The following is a 13,614-nucleotide window of genomic DNA, read 5'->3' on the forward strand; positions in this document are numbered from 1 at the left end:
CGGGTGCTTGCGGCCACCAACCGGGACCTGGAGCAGGCGGTCAAGAACGGCGAGTATCGCGAGGATCTCTACTACCGCCTCAACGTTCTTCATCTGCACCTGCCTCCGCTGCGCCAGCGGATCGAGGACGTTCCCGAACTCTCACGCCACTTCGTAGAACGCACCTGCGAGACCTTTGGCACGCCGCCGAAGAGACTGACACCAGACGCCCTGCGGGTCCTGCAAGCCTACACCTGGCCGGGAAACGTACGGGAGCTGGAAAACGTAATCGAACGGACGGTCGCTCTCGAGCCGACTGAGATGATCTCGTCCGGCAGCCTTCCCGAGCACCTCCGAGGCGCGCCGGAGCGCACTGCCGTGGAACGGACCGGACTCCCGGAGGAGGGCCTCGATATTGAAGAGTACATGGACAACGTTCGCAGGTCTCTGATGCGCCAGGCGCTCGAAAGAACAGACGGACATCAGAAGAAGGCGTCGGAGCTCCTGCGAATGTCCTATCGCGCGTTCCGGTACCATGCGGAGAAGCTCGGTCTGGTGCGAGACGACTGAGCGGAAAATCTGGCGATGGAGACCCCATGTACCTCGAACCTCGAGTGAGCACCCAGCGGTTCACGAAGTTCTGGCTGGCATCGTCGCTGCTCATCATCGCAGCCTGCAGTCAATCCGGAATCGACCCGAACCCGAAAATCGACACTCCGCCGACGCCGACAGCAGTTCCGTTGCCGATCACCATCCTCCCCGACGGATTTGAAGTCGAGATGGAGCTCGCGACGAGTCCGGAGGAGACTACCACCGGTCTCATGTTTCGCCCATCTCTTCCTGCCAACCGGGGAATGCTGCTCCTCTGGCAACAAGAGCGCAGGGCGACCATCTGGATGATGAACGTCCTGGTTCCTCTGGATATCATTTTTCTCGACAATGCAGGTGAGGTGGTGGCCCTGGTCGAGGATGCTCGGCCGTGCAGCGCCGAGCCGTGCCCCCGATTTTCCCCCGAAATTCAAGCCCGAGCGGTGCTCGAAATCGCCGCCGGAGGTGTCGCCGAGCATGGCATCGAGGTCGGTTCGAAGCTTCGGTTCGAACGAGTGCCGGGATATCCAGCCCCTGCGGTGGAGTGAGTCCCCCGAGTTTCAAAGCGCGAAAGACGACACAGGTGCCACCCGTCGCATTGTTTGATTTCATCCGTATCGAACGAACCTCGCCTTCGGGGCAATCAATGCGACGAGTGGCACCGCGCACGTCGAAGCGAGACGGACTGGCCAGGTTTGCCGAAAAGCGCTGGCCGGGTCAGCCTGTCTTTTTGGGCGGAGTTTCATTTTTGGGCGTGCTTTCCGACTTCGGCGGAGGACCGTCCTCCTCCTTCGCGAGGGCGGTGGACCGTTCGCCGTTCCCTTTTCCGTAATCGGTGACGTACCAGCCGCTGCCCTTGAACTGGAGAGCGGGCACTCCGAGCAAGCGACGCACTTTGCCGCCACATTCCGGACAGGTCACAGATGCGGCGTCGGCGACCTTTCGGATTCGCTCGAACCCGTGCCCGCACACGAAACACTCGTACTCGTAAAGAGGCATATCTATGTCCGGACCTGAATGAGGATCTTGCCGCTCGACGACGGATCGATGGTCAACATCTGCAGCTCGGCAAGGGCATACAAGATACGCGCGTTCGCTCCCGCACTCGCCGGTCCGCACTCACAGAGCTCGTAAAGCGTCTTTTTGCCATCAACCATATCGAGCAGCTGCCGTTCGTCGGCCTCCAGCCGGAATTTCTCGAGATGTGCAGGCCGCGGAATCTTCTTGAGGATTGCACCTCGGCCGCCCATCCTGGCGGTGATCGTTTTGGCATCCTCGATGCGCCGACAGCCGGCAATGATCGCCCTGGCGGTGGGGATTTTGATCTTGAACACCTCGTCGTCCTTGGCCCTCCCGACCTGGAAAGTGACCCGGCCTTCACTCCAGTTGAAGAGGCTCCAGAGGATCTCCTGCACTTGCTTTCGCACCGAAGCTCCGAGCTTCTCCTGCTCGAGAAATCCCATTTTCACCAGGATCTCCCCGTGCCGAGCACCGGGCGATCCGGCCAGCTCATGATTCGAGGCCCGCAACTGCTCCTTGGTGATCTCTTTCGCACGGAGGAGGTAATCACCCAGGGATTCGCTCCGATCCGTAGAGGTTGCGAAGATGATGTCGCCATCGAGGAGGTACACGCGCTTGACGACTCCGTCGCGCTCGACCTCGAGGACTCCGGGAACTCCGTGCCGATTCACCGTCGCCAGAATCTCCGCCAGCGGCGTATTCTGGAGGTCACCGCGAAAGATGAATTCTTCGCTCGCCATCAACCCCGACCCTCTAAACAGGAATTTCGAGCCTGATCCGCATCCGCCAACCAGCAACTGGTGGCGGAAGCGCAAGGGAATCGAACCCTCCGACCGACCCGACTGAGGCCGACCCAACGGATTTGAAGTCCGCGGAAGCCACCAGGCCCCGTGCGCTTCCTCGCACAGGCAATTCTATACCACCCGCACACCTGGGAGATATTGGATGTTAGATGCTAGATACTGGATGCTAGATGTTAGATGCTGGATGCTGGATGCTGGATGCTGGATGCTCGACGCCCGATGCTCCGCCCGCCACCGTGCTGCTCCGTTTTTCATCACACGCAGGTTCATCTTCAGGGGGCGACCGACCGAAGGTCGATTGACATGCACCCCCGCCGTTTGTTACAAAGACCGTCCCTGTGGGGCCGTAGCTCAGTTGGGAGAGCGCCTGAATGGCATTCAGGAGGTCGTCGGTTCGATCCCGATCGGCTCCACCAGGCTTCGTTTTCGACCCTTGGTCGGAAACGAAGCCTGTCACGGCGTAGCCAAAGGCGAAGCCGGACAACCTCCTCCACACCAGTAGCTAGTCGAAAACTACGCCCGGGCAAGCCATTTCACTCTTGCGATCGGGATCTCACCTTCGGTTACTGGTCGCCTTCGGCGCCGGTGTCCCACCGAGATGATCGGGTTGGCCCTACGCCAACCATCCACCCCCTACGACCCCCTTTGGCTCGGGCCACAACCGATCCCTTCGGTGTGATCGATCCCGATCGGCGCCACCGGCGGCTGATCCTCGGGCTCCACCCGAACCCGGTTGTGCAGCGAAAACCCGGTGTGTCGCCACGACAGCAGCAACTCACCGGCGGCAGCGGTTCGTGGCCGTGGCCGAGGGGGTCACAGGGAGGGCGCGGCCCGACCGGAGAGGGGGGCGGCCGGCCTACGGCCACCCGCTAGCGACGCGTGAGTCACCGCGCGCGCAGCGCGCGAGTAGCTCGGTCCGTTCCTCGCTGAGCAGCCCTTCATCCTGCAGCAGCCGCAACACCTTGTGCCGGTAGAGCAGCTCCGCCGAGTGCTCATCGACGTAGGCGACCGGAAGCCACTCCCCGTCTCGCGTCCACCCGTCGCGAGAAACCAACGCGTGCACGTGCGGGTGCCAGCGTGATGCGCCGCCGCATCATATAATCGGTGCCAGGCTTTAGAACCTTAGAAAGTTACATCTTCAACCGTCACGGGTGAGAGCTGCCGAGAGGTGTTCATCGAGCTCATCGAGCTTCGCCGCGTAGTCCGGGTCTTCCTGTCGTCGGCGCGCTCCTTCCCCCGCCCAGAAGCTCACGACATCCGGGTTCTTGTTCAACACGGCGGCCAGAGCGGTCCTCTTCTGGCTCCAGCGTTCGACGCCAAGCGTTGCGACCACCTTGCGGGCATTGGCGGTAGCTCGGTCTCTCGACCTCGAAGCAAGCTGATCGTGATCGAACCCCGCGAGCTCGCAAACGCGACTGATGAACTCCTTCGCCTCCAGGCCCGGTCGCTCGAGACCCGTCGTCCGGCCCTGGAGATCGACATGGATTGCATCCGCGTTCACCCGGAGCGGTGCATCTTTCGTTCTCCCAAAAGGGTGCCACGTAGATTTCAACTCAGGAGCGTCTGGGTCGGCTCCGATTCTCATCGCCTGCAGGTAGCTCTGCCGAGCCGCCTTTTGTGTCTCGCCGAAGCACAGCAGCATGTCTTCGACGTCCACTAACGGCGATCTGAACCGCCGTTTCACCTCCCTGTGTCCCGCAAATGGGTACTCCTCCGGGTCGCCCACCAGACCCCCCTTCACGGGGTTGAGATGAACGTACAAAACGAGGCGATCCAGGTAGCTCTGATCCTCAACGTACTTCGTCTTGTATCGCCCTTGCCAAAGGCTGCCTGTTCGGCCGTGCCGCCGATTGAACCCGCGACTGAATCGGTTCTGGATCCCATGCATCCCACGCCACAGCGGAACGGAGGATGTTCGCAATACCACATGGAAATGGTTGGACATCACACACCAAGCGAAAACCGTCCAGCCGTCTCGTTTCTTGATGTCTCGAACGATCTCGACGAACTCTATCGCCTCTTCTGGATCAGCAAAGATGTGCTCTCCGCTCGAGACCCGGTTATACACGTGGTACAGACCGCCTTCGACCACGATTCTCGGCCGTCTTGCCATTGCCGAATGCCTCCGACAACAGCCTACCTCAACTTTCTAAGGTTCTAAAGCCTGGCACCATTAACACGTGGACGCGTGTCACGCCTCGGTCTTGAGGCTGTGCCCGCCGTCGACCGGGATGACCGCGCCGTTGATGTAGGCCGCCGCCCGTGAGGCGAGGAACACCGCGGCACCGGCCATGTCCGCCGGTTCGCCGATCCGGCCCAGGGGGCACGCACTTTCGAATGCCTCGCGGTGCTCCTCGAGCAGCCCCCTGGTCATCTTGCTCGGGAAAAAACCTGGCGCGATCGCGTTGACTGTAATCCGCCGTCCCCCGAGGTGAACCGCCAGCATTCGGGTCAGGTGGTGCACGGCCGCCTTGGCGGCGGCATAGGAGTAGTTGGGGACGAAAGGCACCCGCAGCCCGTCGATCGAGCCGATGTTGATGATCCTGGCAGGGTCCTCTGGGCTCGCGGCCATTTCGAGCCTGGGCACCAGGTCCCGGGTCAGGAAAAACAGCGATTTGAGGTTGAGGTCGGTGACCTTGTCGAAGCCCTTTTCCGGGAATGTCTCGAACGGTTCGCCCCAGGCGGCGCCGGCGTTGTTGACCAGGATGTTCAGCTTCTCTTCGCGCTCGCCGAGATCTCGCACCAGGCCGGCCACGCCCTCGAGGGTAGAGAGGTCGTGCGGCAGCGATATGCAACGGCCCGTGGTCGAAAGCTCGGCGGCTACCGCGTCGCAGACCTCGGCCGACCGCGAGCTGATGTAGACGGTGGCGCCCGCCTCGACGAAGCCGCGGGCGATCATCAGGCCGATACCGCGCGAGCCGCCGGTCACCAGCGCCACCTTGCCGCGAATCGAGAACAGAGTTTCCACATCGATCGGTGTGTCGTTCACGGAACTCATCTCAATGGACCTCCCGTCCCCGGCGATCATACGCGCGACCCACCGGGGTGGCGCCGGTGCATGTGCGCTCTATCGTTTCTGAAACTGATAGGCCCCGTCCCAGGATGTGGCGAAGGTCTTCGCTTTGAAGATCCAGCCGCCCCGGCCGGCGAAATCCCCGGCGCCGATGAGCAGGTCCTTGGTCCCCGGGATGATGGCCATCGTTGTTGAAGCCAACATGGAGCCGGTCTCTCGCCCCGGTATCAGCACCTGGCCTATGAGGTTGCCGAGCATGTTGAAGACCAAAACTTTCCCTCCGCCGAAATACGCGACGTAGACGTTGTCGTCGTCATCAATCATCACCGAATCGGGTCCGCCAAACCCATTGAAACGATACGGAATGATGTGTCCGTAGAGGCTCAGGGTAGTCCCTTCGGCTTCGAGAGCGAGTCGGTGGAGGCGCTGGTTGAAGGTCTCCGTGACCCAGAGAGTCTTCCCGTCCTTGCTCAGAGCGATCCCGTTTGGCGAGGCCAGGTTCTTCAGGACGGGCGTGATCGTCTTGAAGTCTGGCGACACGTGGTAGACAGCACCATCCGCGGTGTTTTCGACGCTCGTGTAGTCCTTGAAGTCCGTGAAGTAGAAGCCGCCCTTGGCGTCGAACACCATGTCGTCGGGCGTGTAGGCGCCGGGGCCGACAATGGTTTCCACGTTGGATCCGTCGGGCTGCATGGCGATGATCCGGCCCGTGGCGTCTCCCCGGTATCCCTGCTTTTCACCGAGATCGCAGAGAAACAACCTCCCATCTTTGTGGATCTTGACCGTGGCGAACCTGCTGTTTGACGGCCCATAAACGGTCGTCAACTCCTTGTACGGGGGAGCCGATTTCAGCACGCTGCCGTTGCCCACCAGGACCAGAAAGAGATTGCCGTCGCGATCGAAGATCAGGCCTTCGGGAGTCTCCGCTTCCTCGGTGACCTGGAGCCATTTTTCGGCAACAACGGTCTGTACACCGTGCGTCCCCACGAGCGGGACCAGGCTCTTCGAGTCGCCCGAATATTTCAGTTCGGTGGGCGATGCTGGTGACGCTGCAAGGCCGACCTGCCCAATTCCCATCAGGATGACAGCGATAACAAGCGTTGATATTCCGGCACAAAGGCGCATCAAAACGTCATTCATGTGGGACCGTCCTTTCACGCGGGTTCCTTCAAAGCTCATTGTCCGAGGGTGCCACACTTTGAAATGTCTCATGGTCGTGCTTGGTGAGGGAGAGAAAGCAACAATGGGTCAATGCGAAGGGTTTCGTCCCTCCCAACTCATTTCTGCGGCTGGTGAGCGCGCGAGGGAGCGCGACCCCCCTGCCAGTCGCGTAGCACGTGGCTGTAAGACGGCCGCTGCGCCGAACGGACGTCGGGTCAGCACTTCTTCCCTGAAGTGTTGAAAGAAAAGAGAACTGTAGGTGACCGCACTCTCGAATGACAACGCTCAAACAGGGGTCGACGTTACATTATGATGACCGTGACCGCGCGGCGGACCCGTCCAGGTCTGCGCACACCAGCGGTCACACGGCATGCGGCGGAGGGAGGGGGCGCGGCTGCCGACCGCACCCCCCTCCGCCGGATGTCTCAAAACGCGAGCTTGACCTTGAGCTGCAACCTTCTCGGACTCACCCAGTCCCTGGCCTCGTAGTCCTCGCCGGGGAAGAGGATCCAATCCACCCAGTACTCCGGGGCGTCCTCGTTGAGCACGTTGAGCACCTGCAGGCCGATGTCCAGATTCACATTGCTACCGAGTCCAAAGGTCTTCTGCAGGCCCAGGTCGAGGATTTTCTGGCTCGGAAAACGCAGATCCTCGCTTTTGTCTGCCGTGAGCGTGATCGCCCGGCCGGTCACTGGCCCGTTGATAAACGCAAGTCGCAGATAGGGTCGACCACTCTGGATGTTGAGCACCCCGCTCACCCGCAGACCCCAGCCGATGTCGACGTTGGACTGGACCCGGAACATGTGGGTCCGGTCCCCGTTCAGCAGGTGGTCGGAGTTGTACCAGTCGACGGGATCGGAGCCCGTGTCGGCAGTGAACGGCTGCAGTCCCTGACCCAGGTCGCCGTCATCGTGGGGCCTGGGGTTGATGCCCTTTGTCTTGGAGTAGGTGTAGGAGGCCATCAGGTCCCAACCGTCGGTGTAGCGCTTCCTGAAGGTCAGGATCGCACCCTTGTACTCGAGGTAGTACTTGGCGCCGGGCGCCGCCAGCGAGCCTGGCCCGGGCCCGTTACCCTTGCGCAGCGTCGGCTCGACGAGGACCTCGCACAGCTCGATCTGATCGACTTCCTCGGTCCATGGATCGTCCCAAAAAAACGGCTCGCACACACCGTCGTCGTCGATCTGCCAGCCGATCATGTTTTTCTGGTCCTTGTACACGAGCTGGGCGCCGATGGCGTAATCGTTGCCGAGCTGCTGGTCGAAGGACAGCCCATACTGCCAGGCGGAGGGGTTCTTCAGATTGGGGTCGAGCAGGTCCTGAGGGTTCGGGGACGGCGTTGACGAAACGAGGTACTGCCACGGGTACACGAACCACACCTGCATGGCTCCCCTTTCGGGAGGCGGGGCGTACCAGGAGGCCGAGCCCGCTCCGTCAAAGTACTGGCCAACGAAACCCCGAAGCACGGTTTTCCCGTCCCCCTTGGGGTTCCAGGCGAAGCCGAGGCGCGGTGCCCAATTCTTCCACGAAATCATGTCCACTCCCGGGATGGTTTCGCCCGTCTCGTCGCCGGTCCACCACTCGAGCTTTGGGAAGTCCGGGATCCGACCCTCCTGGTCGTCGTAGCGCACACCGACATCGATCGTCAGCCGGTCACTGATCTGCCACGAGTCCTCCACGAACGCCGCCTTCGTCGTGGTCTCCGCGCCGTAGACCATGGGCGGATCGAGTAAGAACCGGAAGGACCAGTAGTCGTACCAATAGAATGCCGCGCTCGGCGGCTGCTTCCACCTGAAGCTGGAACGGAACGACCGCCTCTCGCCGAGGCCCTCGTTGTACTGGACGCCGAACTTGAACTCGTGGCTCCCCGCGAAGAACTCGTCGGCAAAGTGCGTCACCACCGCGTCGGCCTGGGTGTACTCTTCCTTGCGGCCGTGGAACCACCATGTCCCGTTGAGCCAAAGGTCGGGGCCTTCGTGGGTGGCATCTTGCAGCAACTCCTCGTCACTGCCGGTTCGCGAATCGAAATTCTGGTCACGGTTCCAGGTCCCGGCCCGCACGTTGAGCAGGGTCCGGTCCGTCATGACCCAGGTGTAATCCCCCGTGAGCATGGTGGTGTCGATGTCGGTCACCATCACGGCCGCCAAGTCCGTGTACATGGTCGGCGCGGGCACGATGTCATCGGTCGCCGTGTGCCCCCTGAGATCGAGGCGATGGCTTTGGCCGGGCTGCGCCGTGACCTTGAGGTCGTAGCGGTCGGTGGTCGTGCCGGTACCGTCGAGTCCGGCGACGTTGCTGGGACCCACGATGTTGACCTTCTGGAACTGAGCGGCGGCGAAGAACCACAGCTTGTCGCGGATGATCGGCCCCCCCAGGGTGGCGCGGGTATCGTAATAGTCGTCGACGGTGTAATGGCCCGCCGGATCCCACAGGCGGTAGTCATGAAGTTCCTCGGGATCCAGCTCGACATTCGGGTCGACCAGGCTGTCGTTCATCAGGTAGGCCGTGACCGCACCGTGGAAGGTGTTGGTCCCGGATTTGGTGACTAGGTTGTACACGTTGCCCAGGGTGCTGCCGTACTCCGCCCCGGCCCCAAAGCCCTTGAGGGAAGTCTCCATCACGATGTCGGGGTTGATGTTCCAGCCCAGCCAGCCTCCCTCGGGAGAGGCGAGGTTGAGACCGTCGATGTTCCACTGCTCGGACGTCGCGTTGCCGCCGTAGCCCGAGAAGTAGGGGCTTCCCTCGTCGGGCTGACTCATCGCCGGCGCCACCGAGATGATGTCGTAGAAGTTGTTGCGCGTCGGAAGGGCCTCGACGAACTCGGCGTCATAGTTGGTGGTCACGCTGGTGCTCACGGCGTCCACCAGGGGGGTCTCGCCGGTCACGGCGATCTCCCCGGCGAAGGTCTCCGGCTGCATGCGGAAGGTCACCGACGCAACGCCGTCGATCGACACCCTGACGTTTGCGACCTCCTGAGGTATGAAGCTCACGATCGAGGCTGAAAGCGAATAGCGGCCGACCGGCAGGGCGCTGTATCTGAAATTCCCCTGAGCGTCGGTCACCGCAACGCGCTCCGCTCCCGGGATCGGGTCTCCGGTGAGTTTCACCGTCACGCCCGGCAGCGCCTGTCCCTCGTGATCGGTCACCTCACCCTGGATGGAGCCGGTGATCTGGGCGAACCCGTTGACACTTGACAGCACAAACACGGCGATCACCAGCCATCGAACTCGCACTTTCATCTCGAACCTCCTCCCTGCCCTCCCTCGGTGGGCACTAGGTGTTCCTCCCGTTGATCGTGAGACGACCTCTCGCGACCGACCATGCGTACCGAACTCGCGACAAACGGACTCGCCATCGCATGCCGTTTGTCCCAACCTCGGCCTCCTCTCCGTCCCTCGACGCGTCATAACTTGACCGACCGACCGGTACACTTATATAGTTACTTACATCGGATGTCACGATTAGTCAAGGGACGTCGAACAAGGTAGGATGGCGAATGGCTGGGGAATCCGAAATTCGACAAAAAGTCGCGACGAATGCGCATGCGCCCCAAATCCGCCGGCGTCCGAGCCGGCGCATCGAGATCATGCGCCGATCGGCCCATCTGTTTCTGGAAAAGGGGTTCGAGATCACCTCGCTTGTCGACATCGCGGAGGCCAACGGGATCAGCAAGGCCGGGCTGTACTACCACTTCAGCAGCAAGCAGGACCTGCTGGCCGCCATCATCAACTACGGCCACGAGATCCTCGAGGTCGAGTTCGAAAAGCAGCTCGCCGATTGCAGCACCGACGAGGACGCGCTGCGCCGTCTGATCTACACCTACGCCGTGATCATCACCCGCCGTGACGACGCCGCCTACGCAAACCTCGCGGTCGAGGAGATGAAGTCGCTGCTGCCGGCGGACCAGGAGCAGATAGCAGAGCGCAAGCGCGCGTTCCTCGGCCGCATCCGCGAACGGCTGGAACGCCTCGCGGCGGCCGGCAAGCTCCGCGACGTCGACATCACGGCCGCCACCCACACCCTGGCCGGCATGGTCCTCTGGCTCCCCAAGTGGTATCGACAAACCGGGCGGTTGTCGGCAAGTGAGATGGCGAACGAGATCACCAATCTCGCCATGCACGCAGTACTGCCGGATGGCAGCTAGCACCGCGCCCGGCGATCAGCGACGGCCGCCTCAGCGGCACGATGTTTGGTCAGCGGCAGACGAACACTGAATGCTAGACTGTCGTGCCAGTGCGGATGATGAGCGGAGACAACTCCAAACCCATGACATCAGAAGGTCGCAACCGCCGTTGGGTAGTCATTGCCGTCAGCGTCGCGGTGGTGATCGCGAGCGCCTACCTCGTTCTCCGCTCCCCGCCGGGCGCCAGGTCAGTGGCTCCGAATACCGTGGAGACAACCGTCACCCCGGCTCTATCCCCGACACTGGAAAGAGCTCCGGTAGCCCTCAACGTCATCCTGATCACCCTCGACACCCTCCGGTCAGACCGGATTTCGTGCTACGGCTCGGACCTCGTGGACACGCCGAACATCGACGCGTTCGCCGCGGAAGGCGTCCGCTTCACCAACGCGGCGAGCACGGTGCCCTTCACCCTGCCGGCGCACGCGTCGATCATGACCGGCCTCTACCCGCCCGGCCACGGGGTCCGCGAGAACGTAGGCTACGTTCTCGATGATCGCTACCCGACGCTCGCCGAGCTGCTCGGGAACGGCGGTTGGGCCACCGGCGGGTTCGTGAGCGCTTTCGTTCTCGACGGCAAGTGGGGGATCGGACGCGGGTTCGACGAGTACGTCGACGACTTCGATTTGCAGGAGATGGAAACCGCCAACATGAGCTCGGTTCAGCGCGACGGTGCGGAAACCGTGGCCGCCGCCGTGACCTGGCTCGACCAACAGCCCGCCGACCGGCCGTTCTTCCTCTGGCTCCACCTCTATGACCCCCACGAGCCGTACACGCCGCCGGAGCCATTCAATTCACGTTATCCGGGCCGACCGTACGACGGCGAGGTGGCCTACACGGACTCACTCGTCGGCGAGTTCCGGCGCGCCCTCGACGAACGGGATCTTCTTGACGACTCGCTGGTCATCGTCACCAGCGATCACGGCGAGGGGCTCGGCGACCACGGTGAGGAGTTCCACGGCTTCTTCGTGTACGACTCGACGATTCACGTTGCTCTGATCATCAAGCCTCCCTCGAGGTTCGGCGCAGGCCGGGTCGTGGATCGGCCGGTGAGCCACGTCGACCTCGTGCCGACCATCCTCGACCTTGTGGGCCAGCCCCTACCCGACGACGTCCAGGGGCGTAGTCTGGCGCCTTTGATCGCCGGCGAGGATGTGACGTGGGACCGACCGGTGTACTCGGAATCTCTGTATCCGCTGCTTCACTACGGGTGGGCGCCCCTTCGGGCCCTCCGCGCGGACCGGTTCAAGTTGATCGACGCCCCTCGCCCGGAGCTCTTCAATCTCGAGGACGATCCGAGCGAGGATCAAAACCTCTACGAGCGGGAGTCCCTTCGATCGGACGAAATGGAGGTCGCACTCGGAGAACTCCGGCACCACATCGAGATCCACGATCAGCCTGACGAAGCTCGACCGGAGCTCGACGAAGCGACGCTCGCACAGCTGCAGGCACTCGGCTACGTGGCGGGCCAGGGCGGGGTCGACGTGGAGGATGAGGAAGAACGTGAGCGCGCCGATCCCAAGGACCGCCTCCAGCTCCACCAGATGATCATGGCCGCCCAGAGCATGATGGCGAGCGATGAGCTTGAAACGGCTGAGAGCGTGCTCGGTCAGGTCCTGGCAGAGGACGACGCGATCCTCGATGCACACCAGATGATGGGACAGATCTCGAGCTCACAGCACCATCCCGACGACGCGATCCGTCATTTCCGGCGGGCTCTCGAGCTGAACCCCAACCACGAGCGATCACTCTACGGCCTGGCCTCGGCCTATGCGGCACTCGAGAGGTACGACGAGGCGGTGGTCGGGTTCCAGCGCATTCTGGATCTCACAGGCGGAGATGCTCGGGCGTCGCTCGCCATCTCCGACATCTATGTCGAGCTCGGGCGCTTTGACGACGCCGCAGCGGTGCTCGAGGAAGCTGCTGCACAAGGCGATGCGTCACCATACTTCACTAACGCCCTCGGCGAGGTGCGCGTCGAGCAGGGTCGCGACGACGAAGCGATGCCCCTGTTCCAGCGGGCTATCGCCGAAGATGAGGGGTACGCCCTGCCTCATTTCAATCTCGGGGTGCTCTACGAGGAGAGAGGGGACCTCGGTCCGGCTGTCGCGGAGTACGAGCGGGCGCTCGAGCTCGCTCCCACCTTCTACAAGGCACAGTTCAACCTCGGCAAGCTTTTGGCCTCGACGGGCGATGTCGATCAGGCCCGCCAGCTGTGGGAAGGGTCGATCGAGTCCTACCCGGAATTCGTCCAGGGCCGGTACTACCTCGCCAAGCTGCTCATGGACACGGGCGGCAGTCTCGTGCGAGCCGAGGTTCTCGTCAGAGAAGGGATCGAGCTCGACCCCGAGCACGAGGAAGGACCGCTCGGGTACTACGTGCTCGCCGACATCCTCAACCGAACCGGCCGTCCCGCCGAAGCCCAGCAGGCGGTGGCCGTCGGGCGCCAGATCCAGTCGCAACAGAACTGAGGAGGGGGAATTCGTGTCCGAAACCGTCATTCACTCCGAACCCGCCCGCATCAACGCCAACGGCGTTGAGCTGGTTTACGATACCTTCGGCACGCCGGACAAACCGGCAATCCTCCTGGTCATGGGCCTCGGCGCCCAGATGATCGATTGGAAGGACGAGTTCTGCTCCCTGCTTGCCGGGAGGGGTTTTCGCGTCATCCGGTTCGACAACCGGGACGTCGGCCAGTCGACGCGATACACCAAGGGGGGCCGGCCGCAGATCGGCGAAATGCTCGAGGCCATGCAGCGCGGCGAGGCCGTCGAGGCGCCCTACCTGCTGACGGATCTGGTGGAAGACGCCGTCGGCCTGCTCGATGCCCTCGGCGTCGAAAAGGCGCACGTCGTGGGCCTCTCGATGGGCGG

12 protein-coding genes and 2 tRNA genes are annotated in these 13,614 nt (G+C 62.5%); 6 read left to right on the plus strand and 8 right to left on the minus strand.

Features of this window, described 5'->3' with window-relative positions; all coding sequences use genetic code 11:
* A partial coding sequence (locus tag LJE93_08625) for a sigma 54-interacting transcriptional regulator (GenBank protein ID MCG6948960.1) occupies positions 1–549 on the plus strand: 549 nt, incomplete at its 5' end.
* Positions 550–575: 26 nt separating this feature from the next.
* Positions 576–1,115, plus strand: a complete 540-nt coding sequence (locus LJE93_08630) for a DUF192 domain-containing protein (GenBank protein MCG6948961.1) — start codon at positions 576–578, stop codon at positions 1,113–1,115.
* A 169-nt stretch (positions 1,116–1,284) separates the two neighbouring features.
* On the opposite strand, the gene LJE93_08635 is transcribed toward LJE93_08630, so the two are convergent.
* The 3 genes from LJE93_08635 to LJE93_08645 form a co-directional block, all read right to left on the minus strand.
* The gene (locus LJE93_08635) at positions 1,285–1,566 is read right to left on the minus strand and encodes a zinc ribbon domain-containing protein (protein ID MCG6948962.1); all 282 of its coding nucleotides are present in this window, start codon (positions 1,564–1,566) and stop codon (positions 1,285–1,287) included.
* Positions 1,567–1,568: 2 nt separating this feature from the next.
* The gene (locus tag LJE93_08640; GenBank protein ID MCG6948963.1) at positions 1,569–2,327 is read right to left on the minus strand and encodes a DUF4388 domain-containing protein; all 759 of its coding nucleotides are present in this window, start codon (positions 2,325–2,327) and stop codon (positions 1,569–1,571) included.
* 61 nt (positions 2,328–2,388) lie between these two features.
* Positions 2,389–2,487: transfer RNA gene (locus LJE93_08645), tRNA-Sec, on the minus strand.
* 243 nt (positions 2,488–2,730) lie between these two features.
* Between LJE93_08645 and LJE93_08650 the strand changes: the two genes are divergently transcribed.
* Positions 2,731–2,806 (plus strand) — tRNA-Ala (locus LJE93_08650).
* Between the two features lie 440 nt (positions 2,807–3,246).
* Here the strand turns inward: LJE93_08650 and LJE93_08655 are convergent.
* The 5 genes from LJE93_08655 to LJE93_08675 all read right to left on the minus strand — a co-directional run bounded on the left by LJE93_08655 (position 3,247) and on the right by LJE93_08675 (position 9,800).
* Positions 3,247–3,453 carry a hypothetical protein gene (locus LJE93_08655; GenBank protein MCG6948964.1) on the minus strand — a complete coding sequence of 69 codons (207 nt, stop codon included), beginning with the start codon at positions 3,451–3,453 and terminating at the stop codon, positions 3,247–3,249.
* 75 nt (positions 3,454–3,528) lie between these two features.
* Positions 3,529–4,503: a transposase gene (locus tag LJE93_08660; protein ID MCG6948965.1), complete on the minus strand. Its 975-nt coding sequence runs from the start codon at positions 4,501–4,503 to the stop codon at positions 3,529–3,531.
* A gap of 78 nt (positions 4,504–4,581) precedes the next feature.
* The gene (locus tag LJE93_08665) at positions 4,582–5,388 is read right to left on the minus strand and encodes an SDR family oxidoreductase (protein MCG6948966.1); all 807 of its coding nucleotides are present in this window, start codon (positions 5,386–5,388) and stop codon (positions 4,582–4,584) included.
* A 69-nt stretch (positions 5,389–5,457) separates the two neighbouring features.
* On the minus strand, positions 5,458–6,543 hold the full coding sequence (locus LJE93_08670) for an SMP-30/gluconolactonase/LRE family protein (GenBank protein MCG6948967.1): 1,086 nt from the start codon (positions 6,541–6,543) through the stop codon (positions 5,458–5,460).
* 446 nt (positions 6,544–6,989) lie between these two features.
* Positions 6,990–9,800 carry a TonB-dependent receptor gene (locus LJE93_08675; GenBank protein MCG6948968.1) on the minus strand — a complete coding sequence of 937 codons (2,811 nt, stop codon included), beginning with the start codon at positions 9,798–9,800 and terminating at the stop codon, positions 6,990–6,992.
* Positions 9,801–10,057: 257 nt separating this feature from the next.
* On the opposite strand from LJE93_08675, the gene LJE93_08680 reads away from it, so the two are divergent.
* The 3 genes from LJE93_08680 to LJE93_08690 form a co-directional block, all read left to right on the plus strand.
* Complete coding sequence (locus tag LJE93_08680) at positions 10,058–10,705, plus strand: TetR/AcrR family transcriptional regulator (protein ID MCG6948969.1); 648 nt, start codon at positions 10,058–10,060, stop codon at positions 10,703–10,705.
* Between the two features lie 122 nt (positions 10,706–10,827).
* On the plus strand, positions 10,828–13,212 hold the full coding sequence (locus LJE93_08685; protein ID MCG6948970.1) for a sulfatase-like hydrolase/transferase: 2,385 nt from the start codon (positions 10,828–10,830) through the stop codon (positions 13,210–13,212).
* Positions 13,213–13,225: 13 nt separating this feature from the next.
* Positions 13,226–13,614 (plus strand): alpha/beta fold hydrolase (locus LJE93_08690; protein MCG6948971.1); only part of this gene is annotated, 389 nt, incomplete at its 3' end.

Source organism: Acidobacteriota bacterium, from assembly GCA_022340665.1.
GTDB lineage: Bacteria > Acidobacteriota > Thermoanaerobaculia > Thermoanaerobaculales > Sulfomarinibacteraceae > Sulfomarinibacter.